The 14,905-nt window shown below is 43.2% G+C and carries 10 protein-coding genes and 1 pseudogene; 5 read left to right on the top strand and 6 right to left on the bottom strand.

The genetic code is table 11. The features are described 5' to 3' along the window. Together V7K55_RS18060 and V7K55_RS18055 are read left to right on the top strand one after the other, a co-directional pair. Positions 1-153, top strand: a pseudogene (locus V7K55_RS18060) (winged helix-turn-helix domain-containing protein); the annotation flags it as partial. Between the two features lie 58 nt (positions 154-211). Then, complete coding sequence (locus V7K55_RS18055; RefSeq protein ID WP_334833710.1) at positions 212-370, top strand: hypothetical protein; 159 nt, start codon at positions 212-214, stop codon at positions 368-370. Here V7K55_RS18055 and V7K55_RS18050 read toward each other — a convergent pair. The 6 genes from V7K55_RS18050 to V7K55_RS18025 form a co-directional block, all read right to left on the bottom strand. Then, positions 367-1,101, bottom strand: a complete 735-nt coding sequence (locus V7K55_RS18050; RefSeq protein ID WP_334833706.1) for an amino acid ABC transporter ATP-binding protein — start codon at positions 1,099-1,101, stop codon at positions 367-369. The two genes, V7K55_RS18055 and V7K55_RS18050, sit on opposite strands and share 4 nt — an antisense overlap. Next, entirely contained in the window at positions 1,094-2,584 is a 1,491-nt protein-coding gene (locus V7K55_RS18045) for an ABC transporter permease subunit (protein ID WP_334833704.1), read from the bottom strand. Before V7K55_RS18045 ends, V7K55_RS18050 begins: the two co-directional genes overlap by 8 nt. Positions 2,585-2,936: 352 nt before the next feature. Further along, positions 2,937-3,917: a 2-dehydropantoate 2-reductase gene (locus V7K55_RS18040; RefSeq protein ID WP_334833702.1), complete on the bottom strand. Its 981-nt coding sequence runs from the start codon at positions 3,915-3,917 to the stop codon at positions 2,937-2,939. Between the two features lie 11 nt (positions 3,918-3,928). Continuing rightward, entirely contained in the window at positions 3,929-4,798 is an 870-nt protein-coding gene (locus V7K55_RS18035) for an inositol monophosphatase family protein (protein ID WP_334833701.1), read from the bottom strand. Positions 4,799-4,931: 133 nt separating this feature from the next. Continuing rightward, a complete protein-coding gene (locus V7K55_RS18030; protein WP_334833699.1) occupies positions 4,932-5,894 on the bottom strand; it encodes a GGDEF domain-containing response regulator in 963 nt (320 codons plus the stop codon). Continuing rightward, positions 5,887-8,919 (bottom strand): response regulator, encoded by a 3,033-nt coding sequence (locus V7K55_RS18025; protein ID WP_334833698.1) that lies wholly within the window; start codon positions 8,917-8,919, stop codon positions 5,887-5,889. The genes V7K55_RS18030 and V7K55_RS18025 overlap by 8 nt, the downstream gene beginning before the upstream one ends. Before the next feature lie 302 nt (positions 8,920-9,221). On the opposite strand from V7K55_RS18025, the gene bchH reads away from it, so the two are divergent. The 3 genes from bchH (at position 9,222) to V7K55_RS18010 (ending at position 14,791) form a co-directional block, all read left to right on the top strand. Beyond that, positions 9,222-12,944 carry a magnesium chelatase subunit H gene (gene bchH / locus V7K55_RS18020; protein ID WP_334833696.1) on the top strand — a complete coding sequence of 1,241 codons (3,723 nt, stop codon included), beginning with the start codon at positions 9,222-9,224 and terminating at the stop codon, positions 12,942-12,944. A 127-nt stretch (positions 12,945-13,071) separates the two neighbouring features. Then, on the top strand, positions 13,072-14,049 hold the full coding sequence (locus tag V7K55_RS18015; protein ID WP_334833708.1) for an SDR family NAD(P)-dependent oxidoreductase: 978 nt from the start codon (positions 13,072-13,074) through the stop codon (positions 14,047-14,049). A 163-nt stretch (positions 14,050-14,212) separates the two neighbouring features. Further along, positions 14,213-14,791 carry a Uma2 family endonuclease gene (locus tag V7K55_RS18010; protein WP_334833694.1) on the top strand — a complete coding sequence of 193 codons (579 nt, stop codon included), beginning with the start codon at positions 14,213-14,215 and terminating at the stop codon, positions 14,789-14,791. Positions 14,792-14,905 lie beyond the last annotated feature (114 nt).

Genomic DNA, 14,905 nt, shown 5'->3' with positions numbered 1-14,905 from the left:
AGTACAAACAAGATGAGTGAGTACGACGTAGTTTATGATTCAAAACAAAGTTACTACGACTTGTTTGATGCCGCTGACATCAGTTGGAAGAAAACTACAAAGCTGAATCCCAAAGCCGACGAAAATGCTGTTGCAGCAAAAAAAAAGAGATTGAGACATTGCTGGCAAAGTACCGGGAGTCAATAAGATTTTATTTACAAATTTTCTCGTTATGGCGAATTTGTCAAGCAGTCTGGCTTGCTTAGATGGAGAATCGCTGGCGCTGGAATTCTTTGATTTGGCTGACTTACCTACCTTAATGCCAAACGATTGCCCCGTTTTGGAAAAGTTTCAAGAATACAAAAAAAGCGGCGAATTTCAATTGTTCTAAAGCATTTTCTCTAAGAACTGCTTGGCACGATCGCACTTAGGATTTTGGAAAAACTCGCCAGGAGTACTATCTTCTGCTAGACTTCCCTGGTCGAGGAACATAATTCTATTAGCAACTTCCCTAGCAAAGCCCATTTCATGGGTAACGATCGCCATTGTCATCCCAGATAGCGCTAAATCTTTCATCACTTCCAGCACATCCTTAACCATTTCGGGATCTAGTGCAGAGGTGGGTTCATCAAACAAAATCATCTCAGGTTCCATTGCTAATGCCCGCGCGATCGCGACTCGCTGCTTCTGTCCCCCCGATAATTTGGATGGATAGACAGACACTTTTTCTTCTAAACCTACCTTCTTCAGCAATTCTAAGCCATGTTGTTCTGCTTTTTGCTTGTTTATTCCTTTCACCTTTATGGGTGCGTAGGTGACATTTTGCAGCACATTCATGTGGGGAAACAAATTAAAATGTTGAAATACCATCACCAAATGCTGACGCACCTTCGCAATATTTACCTTGGGCTTGGTAATTTCTTGATCGTGAAAGTAGATTCTGCCTTTGGTGGGTTGCTCTAACAAGTTTATGCAGCGCAGAAAGGTAGACTTCCCTGAACCAGAAGGGCCTAATATGGCAACCACTTCCCCCTGATAAAACTCAGTGGAAATATCTTTGAGTACGTCGAGTTTGCCAAAGGATTTACATAAGAATTCTGTGCGAATTACTACATTATTCACTTTGCCGTAACCTCCTTTCTAAAGCCGATGCACCCAAAGTCATACCCATCACTAAAACATAGTAGATTAACCCTGCAAATAGCAGTGGTTCAAAATAAATATACTTATTTGCACCAACGATTTGAGCGCTGCGTAATATTTCCACCACCCCAATCGTTGACACCAGCGCGGAATCTTTAAGCAATCCGATAGTTTCATTTACCAATGCAGGGAGGATATTCTTCAATGCTTGGGGCAAAATCACATCCCACATCATCAACCAATAGGGAACACCCATAGACATCGCCGCTTCGCTTTGTCCTTTATCTACCGCCTGAATTCCACCCCTGATAGTTTCCGACATATAAGCGCCAGAATTCAAAGTAAAAGTTAGCACTCCAGCCTGCAATGCGGAAATGTCATAGCCTGTAAGTTGGGGTGTTGCGTAGTAAACTAACGCCAACTGTAATAGCAAAGGTGTGCCTCGAAAAACAGAAGTGTAGGCGTTAGCAACCCAGGTAAGCGGCTTGATGCCGAGAATTTTTAATAGAGACAGGATTGTTCCCCAGATTAACCCCAAGGATACAGATAATAGCGTGAATAACAAAGTTAAAGGGATTCCCCGAAGGATAAAGGGAATGTCGGGAAGAATTCTGGTGAAGTCGAGATTCAATCCCCCTTTGGCAGGAGTTGAGGATGCAGGGTTAGCGGTAGTATTCTCTGAAAACCATTTGGCGACAAGTTTATTCAATGTGCCATCATTCTTCATTTGTTGAAGGACTTTGTTAAACGGTTCTACAAAGGAAGAACCTTTAGGAAAAGCGATCGCAGATCCACTTGCCTCCTCTGAGGGAATAACATTAAACTCTAAATCTGGGTTAGCTTGGGCGAATCCTTTAGCGACAGTATCCTCAACAATTGCGGCATCAATTCGCCCAGATTTGATTTCCTGAACCACTTCCGGTACTTTGTTGAGTTGCTTTAGCTGAATACCCGCAACTTTTTTCGCAATTTTCTGGGCATTTTGTTCTTGTATCGTTCCGAGTTGTACCCCAAGCTTTTTTCCTGATAAATCTTGCGGTTGCTTGAGGTTGCTACCTTTAGGAGCGACAATTGTATCTTTAGCTTCGTAATAGATAATTGAAAAATCAATATTTTTCTGGCGTTCTGGAGTCGGAGTCATCCCAGCCATTACAAAGTCAGCGCGATTTGCTTGGAGTGCAGGGATTAATCCATTAAAATCGGATTCCATTATTTGAAGTTTAAACCCTAGTTTTTCCGCAAGGGTTTTGGCAATATCTATATCAAAGCCAACGATTTGGCGATCGCCTCCTTTGGTATCATAAAACTCATAAGGGGGATAATCTGGGGAAGTAATCATCGTCAGCGTGTCTTTACCTAAAGATAAAGCAGCTTTTAGAGAATTACTATGTCCTGTGATGATGCTGATTCCTACTGCTGCTACAACCAGTATGGTTAATAACCATCCTTTTTTTTTCTTCATAAAATATTCCGCACCTTAAACTGTTACATCAATCGAGCAAATAATACCTGTGATATCATGTCCTCTGAATGGCTATGGTGTACACACAAGTATTCTAAATATTTATTTCCCCACATCTTGCCCTACAATGCCATTGCATCGACTCACAATGTCATTGCATCGACTCACAATGTCATTGCATCGACTTACAGTGCCATTGCATCGACTTACAATGCCATTGCATCTACTCACAATGTCATTGCATCTACTCACAATGCCATTGCATCGGCTTACAATGCCATTGCATCGGCTTACACCTGCTAATTAATGCATGGTAAAGTCTCTGTTTAATCCCATGAAAACTTCGGGACTGTCAAATTCTGACTTTAGTCGCCTCCAGCAGCTTAACACTGGCATAAATCGCATCAATATAAGGTGTGGGGATTTGAGTGAGTTTTCCCAATTCTGCCACCGCACCAACGATCGCGTCTATCTCCGTAGCGCGTCTGGCTTCAATATCTTGTAGCATCGAGGTTTTGTGAGCGCCAACATTTTCAGCCCCGTTAATTCGCTGTTCTAAAGTGATGCCAAACTTTATACCCAACTTTTCTGCGATCGCTTGAGTTTCACTCATCATAAGCCGCGCTAGTTCGCGGGTGAGGGGATAGCGGCAAATATCCTCCAAAGTCGCACCAGTTAAGGCACTGATAGGATTAAACGCCACATTTCCCCACAACTTGATCCAAATTTCCGTGCGAATTTGATTGCGGATTGGTGCTTTGAATCCTGCCTGTTTTAAAGATTGCGCCAATAATTGGATGCGATCGCTTTTACTACCATCGATTTCACCCAGAGTAAAGCGATCGCCTTCTATATGTTTAATTACACCTGGTTCAATTATCTCGGTTGCCGGGTAAACAACACAACCGATGGCGCGTTCAGCCCCGATACTAGCTTCAATAATTCCATCTGGATCAACAGATTGAATCCGCGTACCTTCATAGTCACCGCCATGCTGACGAAAGTACCACCAAGGAACGCCATTTTGGGCTGTCACCACCATTGTGTCAGGATTGTAGAGTGCCGGAAGAGAGGGTGCGATCGCAGGTACACTGTGAGCCTTCACAGTTAAAATTACTACATCCTGTGTCCCTGCTGACTGAATATCACTAGTTGCCAAAGTCGGAGTAGCAATTTGGCTAGAACCGTCTGCCATGAGCAACTTCAGCCCATTTTTTTGAATTGCCTCCAAATGAGAACCACGCGCAATCAGCGTCACTGCTTCACCTGCAAGTGCCAGTTTTGCTCCTAAATATCCCCCGATCGCACCTGCGCCAACAATACAAATTTTCATTTTGTTTGCCCTCAATCGTCTAGGCTTTGCATCGCTTTCAGTAAGTCTTGATGAACAGATTTTGAGGCAGCTACGATCAATCCAGGCAGACTATAGTTTTTACAAGTATGCAGTGGCGGTAAAGGCGAACCATCCACAGTAGTTACAATCCAGCCAGCCTCTTTTGCAATAAAAGCGAGTGCAGCACTATCAAGAAATTTACCCGATTTAATGACTGCTCCACTCAAGTCACCACTGAGAATACCATTAAGATTGGGAATTTGAATATTGCTAGAGTAATCAGTCGCTATATCGATTACTTGATATCGATCTTTTAGTGAAGGTGCGATCGCATTCATCCCCCATCCCAACAAAATAGCAGGTTTGGCCGATGTTATGTGTAAAGGGGTACAGCCTTCTAAGCTCATCTCCAACGTCCCTTTAAAAGCACCTTCACCTCGAAGGGCGTAAAAATAAACATTTTGGGCAGGAGAAATGGCAATTACTGCTTCAAATTCATCATAATTTAGAATACCGAGAATAATTTGGTAATTAGAATGTCCATCCATGTAAAATTTTGTGCCATCGATCGGGTCAAGTGTGACTAAATAATCACCTTCTGAACCAAGTTCGGTAGCGCGAAAATATTTGGTATTATTAGAACTTTCATATTCTTCACCATAAAAGCGAATCTCTGGGAAAGTTCCCAGTAATACTACCTCTACCAAATTTTGAATAGCCACATCCGCATCAGTAAGGGCGGCACTAAAAAAGTTGTTTGCTTGTTCTTTGGCGGGAAGTGCAGCAATTTTTGGTTGCAGAAAATTGGCATAAGCTGCTGCTACTTTCAGATGGGGGAGTAAAGTCTCTAAAATTAATCGGGTAGTTGGTGTTGTGGACATTGCAGCAAGCTCCTTTCAGAAATAATCTATCATTACTAGGGCGATAGAATTCTATATCTAGACAAAATTACGGTATCATTTCGATGCAATGATACCACCGAATTGCTTCTCCTGCCTCCTGAATTCTTTCTTGTTAATGTTCTACAAGACGTTTAGCGCGTTTATGTTCATACATGAGCTTGTCGGCTTCTTCTATCAATTGTTCTAGTGAAACGTTTTCATTCAAGGTGCATTGTGTCACGCCAATACTTATAGATAGTTGATATAAATAATTATGTTCTTGATTATAGCGATCGATACTTGCTTGCAATCGAGGATAAAATTCATCTGTATTCCTAGAGCAGATAGGAACAAATATGACAAATTCATCTCCTCCAAGACGGGCAATAATATCAGATTCACGGAAAGTTTGCTTTAGTATTTGGGCTGTGTCAACAATCATTCTGTCTCCTATTTCATGCCCTAGAGAGTCATTAACCTGCTTTAAACCATCTAAATCAACAAACAAAAGACAGCACAACATTTGTGTCCTCTGGGCAATTTTAAATTGCTGATTTGTCAGCCAAAAGAAACCACGGCGATTATATAATCCTGTCAAATCATCAGTGATAGATAGCTGTCTTATGTCTGCTTCAGCCTTTAGACGTTCTTGAATTTCATGCTCTAGGCGTTGATTTTGTTCAAGAAGTTGTTGGTATTGCTGTTTGATGAGTAGCTGGTTTTTGACTCGTATTAGCACTTCAACTTCTTGAAACGGCTTGGTAATATAGTCTTGTCCACCCAGTTCAAATGCCTGAACTTTATCATTGATTTGGTCAAGGGCACTAATAAAAATAATCGGAATTTGATCTGTTGTTTTTGATGCTTTCAACTGTTGACAAACTTCATAGCCGTTCATTTCGGGCATATTGATGTCAAGCAAAATCAAATCTGGTGGATATCGATAAGCAGCTTGTAATGCCATTCTCCCGTTGAGAGATTTACGGATAATATAGCCCTGCGACTCTAGTATTTTAGTTAACAATCGGAGATTATCGGGGGTATCGTCTACGATGAGAATATTTGTTTCAGAAGCAGATTTAAGTAAATTAGCCACAGTCGTTTTGGTGAATTTGGGTTAGAGTTGCGATCGCTTCTAGCTGGAAGTTATCGACCAGATATTTCAGGGCATTGGCGAGAACTTCTTCCTGGTTGGGGATTTGAGCGATGAGATTGTAGAGTTCGGCATCGTTGAGATCGAGTGCTGCTTGATGCACCTGAATAATCCACTCTGGCGGCATTACCTGAAAATCTTTGGCGCTTAGGGATTTCCGATCTAACTCCGATAAAGCTTCTTCGCGGTAGCGGTAACGGACTCCTAAGTAGTGTGCCATTTTATCAAATAGGACAGTTTCTAGAAATGGTTTGGTGATATGGTCATTGCAGCCTGACTGAATGCTAGTGGTGTAATCTTCCTCAAAGGCATAGGCTGTCAGCGCAATAATCACCACATCTTTACCCGCTTGTGTGTCTCGAATTTGCTGGGTAGTTTCATAGCCATTAATTCCCGGCATTTGAATGTCCATCAAAATCAGGTGTGGTTGCCATTCTGACCACAGAGCGATCGCTTCGCTGCCGTTTTTGGCTGCACATACCTCGAACCCAACTGATTCCAATAGCCTGACGAGTAACTGGCGATTTTCTCTAAAGTCTTCCACTACCAGAATGCGATAATTTGGCTGTCCTGCTTCTAAACCGATCACAGCGCGAGGCGTTTGGGAGGCAATGATATCCACTGAGTTTACCAGACTCAGTAAAACCTCACAAATGAAAGTTGACTCCTGACTCAAGGTGCTTTGCACTGTAATATCACCACCCATTAAACGGGCAAATTGACGGCTAATCGATAAGCCTAAGCCTGTACCTTTAGCATGGCGACCTTCTTCTGTTTGCATGAAGGCTTCAAACACATTCTCTAGATCAGACTGAGCGATGCCACATCCAGTATCTTCAACTTCCAAATGAAGGGTGATAATTGCTTTGGAATCAGAGGAACTGCCTTGTTTTGAATTAAGTGAATTGACGAAAGCTTCTAATCGCAGGGTGACACTACCTGTTGTTGTAAATTTGATCGCATTGGTTAATAGGTTGAGCAGAATTTGGCGTAGTTTTGATTCGTCACCATACACATAGCGAGGAACGCTGGGATGCTGCTCTGCGATCAGATCGATTCTTTTCTCTAAAGCTTTGAGGGCAACCATATCGATGATGGAGTGAATTAGCTGATGCAAATCAAAACAGTTTTCTGTTAGCTGTAACTGACCCGCTTCAATTTTAGACATTTCCAAGACATTGTTGATCAGGGTTAGTAAGTGTTCTCCACTGCGGCTGATGATCCCTAAATGTTCTTGAAATTCAGATGGAATTGCGTCGCTACGATTCATCAACTGAGTAAATCCCAAAATGGCATTCAGGGGAGTCCTGAGTTCGTGGCTCATTTTAGCGAGGAATTGACTTTTGGCGCGGTTAGCGATCGCAGCTTGTTCTGCGGCTTGTTCTAGTGCTGTCTGGGAAAACTCTAGTACTACTAACATCAGCGTATTTCGCATCTCACTAGCGGCTTCTAGTTCCGCAATTTCCCAAGGCAAGGAAGTTTCTTGCACGGTTTCTTTCCACACTTCAAAGGACTTCCGGGGACACAATTGCATCTCGCCAACTTCGTTGATGGTGACTGCATCCTGGGGGTTGCCCGCCCAATTCACCGTCTGGATTTGCTCTGGTCGAAACCAGAGAATGTGATAAGACTTTTGCTTGACATGGTTGAATAAGATGGAAATTGCTAAGATGCCGCTAGCTCGATCTTTGAATGCTTTTGCTTGTGGATATAAACGGGAGAGGGAATCGGTAGCAAACACTCGTTCTTCGTTGTGTTGCACCAACCATGTCACAAGCTGCTGTACCTGGGTATCCGATGGCGTTTGACCAACTAATATCAGATGACCATCAAGCAAAATCGCGGCTCCTTGAGCATGAACCAGATCCAGTAATTGAGAAGAATTTCGGCTAAAAACTTGCTCAAGCAAATTGGCATCCTGCAATAACTTCTCTTGCAGTTCATCCTGAATTGTTTTCACCTGCGTTCGGTAAATCTGCAATTCTCGTTCTTGCTGATGCACCAGTTCGATTGAGGCAAACTGTCCTAAAAACTCACAGGCTTTGCGAGTTTCATAATCCACTAGCTTCGGGCTGTAGTGGTGACAGGCAATTAATCCCCAGAGGTGTTTGTCGTCGAGCAACGAAATCGTCATCGACCCAGCAACCCCCATATTCTGTAAGTATTCAAAGTGACAGCGAGACACTCCCCGTAACAGAGAATTACTTAGATCGAGGGGTGCATCTGTGAGAGGATGGTTGGTGGGGATCAGCGACACAGGGGTGTAATAGACATCGGGAATGAATCGCATCCGATTGCGGTAAAACAATTTGTGGGCTGGTGCAGAAACATCTATTGCCAAGTAGTGTAGTCCCAGATAGGTTTCTAAATGCGTCTGTTTCTCTTGGGCAATCACCACACCACTATCGTCTGCCTCAAAGCGGTAGATCATCACCCGATCGAACCCAGTCATCGCTTTCACCTCTTTGGCAAGGATTTGAGCCAGATTCGTCACGTTAGTAGCATTACGAAGATTAGCGATCGCAGTTTGCAGGCGTTGATAGAACTGGATTGAGTTGGTGCTTTTAACCGATCGCTGAGGTTCTAGTTCCAACATCAACCCATCTACCATCCGGTGCATTACACCTCTAAATGTCTGATTTTTTCGTTGCCAATCTGTCTGGGCAACCTTCCGCCGTGTTTTTAGCTTAAATGGATTGCCAAGTTCTAGGTTATCTTCAGCCAGGTAGCCAGCAAGTCGCTGCACTTGAGCGCGGGAAAACAACTGTTGTAAGGGTTTACCCAGTAATGCTTCTGCCGAAATCCCAAAAAACTGTTCCGCGTTTTCACTAATCTGTAAAATTGTCAGCTGTGGCTCTTGCAGCATCACCAATAGTCCATGCGGCTGAATATGACCGGGAGCATACACCGATTCATCACTGCACACTTCTAAAGCCGTTAGTCCCGAAGGGGTGAGTGAGGCTGTCATTTGTCCTTTGTCATTGGTCATTGGTAAGGGCTTTAAGCCTGTTTATGTTTCGTAATATACTTGGTTTTTTTCGCGTCAACTTGCTTGTAACAATAGATCCTCACCTGGATGAAACTATTATGACGCTTCAAAAGAACTCGATCGCCCAGTTAAAAGAGTAACAGCTTAACAAATTCCAGTAGTTATTTCGCTGAGGAAGCTTTTAAAGGAATTATTGACCGAAATATGTGGGTAGATATTTAACAATCAGCCTGAAAGCACGTTTAAGATTTAAGTAAAGAAATATTTCGTAGCTTACAGGCATGAAACGCATCGTCTTGGTTGCTGGGTTTGAATCATTCAACGCTGACTTGTACAGGAAAGCCGCTTTTTTGGCTAACTCTCGCTGTCCTGAGTTGGATATTCGGGTATTTAGCGATCGCAATATTACCAGCCAACGGGCCGAGGTAGAAGCAGCGCTTGATAACGCTGATGTATTTTTCGGTAGCCTCCTATTTGATTATGACCAGGTTGTGTGGTTGCGCGATCGCATTTCCCAAATTCCCATCCGCCTAGTCTTTGAGTCAGCCTTGGAATTAATGAGTTTAACCAAGCTGGGTGATTTTGCCATTGGCAACAAGCCCAAAGGAATGCCCAAACCAGTTAAATTCATCCTCGACAAATTCAGCAACGGAAAAGAAGAAGACAAACTTGCTGGTTACATCAACTTCTTAAAAATCGGCCCCAAACTATTGAAATATGTCCCAGTGCAAAAAGTCCAAGATTTACGCAACTGGTTAATTATCTATGGTTATTGGAATGCTGGCGGTTCCGAAAACGTCGCTTCATTATTCTGGACACTAGCAGAAAAATACTTAGGTTTAAAAGTCGGCGACATTCCCCCCCTAGTCGAAACCCCCAACATCGGATTACTCCATCCCGACTATCAAGGGTTTTTTGAATCGCCAAAAGCATACCTAGAATGGTATGAGAAGATCCCTCCTAGCCCCCTTTACAAAGAGGGGAATATTAGCCCCCCTTTTCAAGGGGGGTTGGGGGGATCTAAACGTAAAAATCCCGTTATCGGAATTCTCCTCTACCGCAAACATGTAATTACCAAACAACCATACATTCCCCAACTGATTCGCAGTTTTGAAAAAGCCGGCTTAACTCCTTTACCCATCTTCATCAACGGCGTAGAAGGACACGTGGCGGTACGAGATTTAATGACAACCGACTATGAAATTCAGCAACGACAACTCGGTAATATAGAGACACCCTCACTTTCTAGTGAAGCAGTTAAAGTAGATGCGATCGTTTCCACAATTGGCTTTCCTCTGGTGGGTGGCCCGGCTGGTTCAATGGAAGCTGGCCGTCAAATAGAAGTCGCAAAGCGCATTCTCACTGCCAAGAATGTACCTTATATTGTTGCTGCACCATTATTAATTCAAGATATTCACTCGTGGACGCGCCAAGGTATCGGCGGATTACAAAGTGTTGTGTTGTACGCCTTACCAGAATTGGATGGGGCTATTGATACCGTTCCCCTTGGTGGTTTGGTGGGCGAAAATATTTATCTAGTTCCCGAACGGGTGCAGCGATTAATTGGTAGGGTGAAAACTTGGGTGAATTTGCGGCAAAAACCTGCTTCGGAACGCAAGATTGCCATTATTTTATATGGGTTTCCTCCAGGTTATGGTGCTGTGGGGACAGCTGCATTATTGAATGTACCGCGTAGTTTGTTGAAGTTTCTCCACGCACTTAAAGAACAAGGTTACACCGTTGGAGATTTACCGGAAGATGGAGAAGAATTGATTCGCTGGGTAAAAGAGGCGGATGAATCTTTTGATAATACAAAAAATATCTCTGCGTCTGTTAATGTTCGCACTCTAGAAAAATGGTTGGGATATTTGCAAACTTCCCGCATTGAAAAACAATGGAAATCTCTCACGGGAACTGGTATTAAAACTTATGGCGATGAATTTCAGATTGGTGGTGTGCAATTAGGTAATGTGTGGATAGGTGTACAACCACCTTTGGGAATACAAGGCGACCCGATGCGGTTAATGTTTGAACGAGATTTAACGCCTCATCCGCAATATGTAGCTTATTATAAATGGCTGCAAAATGAGTTTAAAGCTGATGCTTTAGTTCATTTTGGAATGCATGGAACGGTGGAATGGTTGCCTGGTTCTCCGTTGGGGAATACGGGTTATTCTTGGTCGGATATTCTGTTAGGAAATCTGCCTAATCTCTATATATATGCGGCGAATAATCCGTCTGAGTCTATGTTGGCGAAACGTCGCGGTTATGGTGTGTTGATTTCTCATAATGTACCGCCTTATGGGCGTGCAGGTTTGTATAAGGAGTTGGTGGCGTTGCGGGATTTGATTTCGGAGTATCGGGAAGATCCACAAAAGAATTATGTTTTGAAGGAAGGGATTTGTAAAAAAATTGTAGATTCTGGGTTGGATACAGATTGTCCGTTTGAGGATGCTAAACGGTTGGGGATTGCGTTTACTCCTGAGAATGTGCGGATGTTTAGTACTCATGCTTTTGATGATTATTTGGTGGTGTTGTATGAATATTTGCAGGTTTTAGAGAATCGGTTGTTTTCTTCTGGGTTGCATACTTTGGGGGAAAGGCCGAGTGAGGAGGCGTTGGAGGGGTATTTGGAGGCTTATTTTGGAGACGAACCGCAGAGGCGCGGAGAACGCAGAGAGGAGAGAGAGGAGGAGGAAAGAGTAATAAGGGATTTGTTGATGCAATCTACGGATGAGTTAACGAATTTGTTAAGGGGGTTGAATGGGGAGTATATTCCGCCTGCGCCTGGTGGGGATTTGTTGCGGGATGGGGCTGGTGTTTTACCTACGGGGAGGAATATTCATGCTTTAGATCCTTATCGGATGCCTTCACCTGCGGCTTATGAACGGGGGCGAGAAATTGCTCAAAAAATTATTGTTCAGCATTTGGATGAATATGGGAAATATCCTGAAACGGTGGCGGTGATGCTTTGGGGATTGGATGCGATTAAAACTAAGGGTGAATCTTTGGGGATTTTGTTGGAGTTGGTGGGGGCTGAACCTGTTAAGGAAGGAACTGGTAGAGTTGTTCGTTATGAATTGAAGCCGTTGGCTGAGGTTGGACATCCCCGCATTGATATATTGGGTAATTTGTCTGGGATTTTTCGGGATAGTTTTGTAAATATTATCGAGTTGTTGGATGACTTATTTCAACGGGCAAGTGATGCTGATGAACCGGAAGATCAAAATTTTGTTAGGAAACACGCTTTAGCTTTAAAAGCCCAAGGGGTAGAAAATGTATCGGCGAGGTTGTTTTCTAATCCGGCGGGTGATTTTGGTTCTTTGGTGAACGATCGCGTAGTTGATGGAAATTGGGAATCTGGTGAGGAGTTGGGGAATACTTGGCAAAGTCGCAATGTATTCAGCTATGGGAGAGAAGATAAAGGTCAAGCTAGACCGGAAGTTTTGAATACTCTATTAAAAACTAGCGATCGCATTGTTCAAGAAATCGATTCGGTAGAATACGGTTTAACTGATATTCAAGAATATTACGCTAATACGGGTGGTTTGAAAAGGGCGGCAGAAAAACAAGGCGGTAAGAAGGTGACAACCAGCTTTGTAGAAAGTTTCTCGAAGGATACTACACCGCGCAATTTGGATGATTTGCTGCGAATGGAATACCGTACTAAGTTGGTAAATCCCAAATGGGCGCAAGCAATGGCGAGTCAAGGTTCTGGTGGTGCTTTTGAAATTTCCCAACGGATGACGGCGTTGATTGGTTGGGGTGGTACTGCCGATTTTACCGATGATTGGGTTTATGACCAAGCGGCTGATACTTATGCGTTAGATGCAGAGATGGCGGATAAATTACGTCAGGCAAATCCTGAAGCTTTTCGCAATATTTTAGGGAGAATGTTGGAAGCGCATGGACGGGGTTTTTGGGAAGCTGATGGTGAGAAGTTAGATAAGTTGCGCCAGTTGTATGAGTTAACGGATGAGGAGTTGGAAGGAGTGACAGTTTAGTGAGTTGGATATGTTAGGCATTGTTAATGCATTTTACTTAATTGTTGAAGTAAAAAATATATGACTTCGTTCTTTTATGATGAGACTGCTGAGGCAGGGGGAGCAAAGAGGACAGAGGAAAATGATGATGAAACACCTTGAAGATAAAGTGGCATTGGTAACAGGTGCTACGCGGGGAATTGGGAGAGGAATTGCTATTGGTTTGGCTGAGGCTGGGGCAACTGTATACGTCACAGGCCGCAGTCTCAACAACTCTTCTAGTGATGGGGTTTCAGGAAGTCTTAGTGAAACCCAATCAGCTATTGACGAAATTGGTAGTGTGTGCATTCCAGTGCAAGTAGACCACAGCGACGATGAGCAGGTGCGTTTACTGTTTGAGCGCATCCAAGATGAGCAAGATGGACAACTTGACTTACTGGTGAATAATGCTTACTCAGGAGTTCAGGCAGTAAAAGACGCTTTTGGGCAGCCTTTTTGGGATTGCGAACTCAGTCTTTGGGATGCTAGTAACAACGTTGGTCTTCGTAGCCATTATATTGCGAGTGTTTTTGCTGCCCGAATGATGACTAGGCGGAACTCTGGACTAATTTGCACCATTTCCTCGTGGGGTAGTATGTCTTATATTTTTAATACAGCTTATGGTGTTGGTAAAACAGCGTGCGATCGCCTCGCAGCTGATATGGCTGTTGAATTAAAACCCTATAACATCGCTTCTGTTTCAATTTGGCCGGGTATTGTTGGGACTGAGCTTTTTGACCGTTTTGCTTCTGAGATGAATCAAAGCGATACTACCGAGCAAAAAAACTCATTTATTAGCGATCGCTACAACTGGGAAACTCCCTTATTTACTGGACGGGCGATCGCTGCACTTGCTTGTGATTCAAATATCATGCGTCATACTGGACGCGTGCAGATTGTTGCCGAACTAGCTGATAAATATGGAATTGTCGATGAAAATGGCGATCGGCCTGCATCGCTACGCTCTTTACGTTTTTTGCTACCGACTGCATTGCCAGGACTGAGAACCTATTCATCGCTCATACCCGATATTAAAATACCGTGGTCACTATTATTATTGAATGCCCTTAGCTCACCTAAAATTTAATCGGCATTGGGCATTGGGCAGTTGCGGGTAAACCGTGGGATTATATTAATGCAGTATAGACGCAGTTATTAGGCGAAATTGTAAAGTAGAGGTAGAGGTTCACTCTTCCCTATTGGCAGCGCATGGGTGTAACGCAACTAGAATTTGGTGGAGCGGAATAATTATGACTGCTTTAACTTTACAATTACCTCCTAATCTCAAATTTACGGATGAGGAATTTGAGCAGATTGTTGGTGTGAATAAAGAGTTGCGTTTGGAATTAACTGCTGAAGGAGAATTGGTAATCATGTCACCCACTGGAGGAGAAACGGGAAACCGTAATTTTGATTTGTTAGGTCAACTATGGTTTTGGAACAGTCAAAAAAATTTAGGAAAAGCCTTTGATTCTTCCACTGGTTTTAAACTTCCCAATGGTGGAACTCGTTCTCCTGATGCTTCTTGGGTGAAAATGGAACGGTGGGATGCTCTCACACCACAACAAAGAAAAAAATATCTCCCCCTGTGTCCTGACTTTGCAGTAGAATTGGTTTCTGAAACTGATGATGTGGAAGACACTCAAGCCAAGATGCTGGAATACTTAGCTTCGGGATTATTACTTGGTTGGTTAATTAATCCCAAAGAGAAACAAGTAATAATTTATCGTCCAAATCTTGCACCAGAAGTTTTACAATCTCCTACAAGTTTATCTGGTGAAGATGTTCTCCCTGGTTTTATTTTAAATTTACAGCCGATTTTTCGGTAGATGAATTAATATCCGCAAACAATCCCCAATCCCCAATCCCCAATCCCCAATCCCCAATCCCCAATCCCCAATCCCCAATCCCCAATCCCCAATCCCCAATCCCCAATCCCCAAT

It is taken from the genome of Nostoc sp., assembly GCF_036919895.1.
Taxonomy (GTDB): domain Bacteria; phylum Cyanobacteriota; class Cyanobacteriia; order Cyanobacteriales; family Nostocaceae; genus Nostoc.
This window is presented reverse-complemented; position numbering and strand designations above follow the sequence as displayed.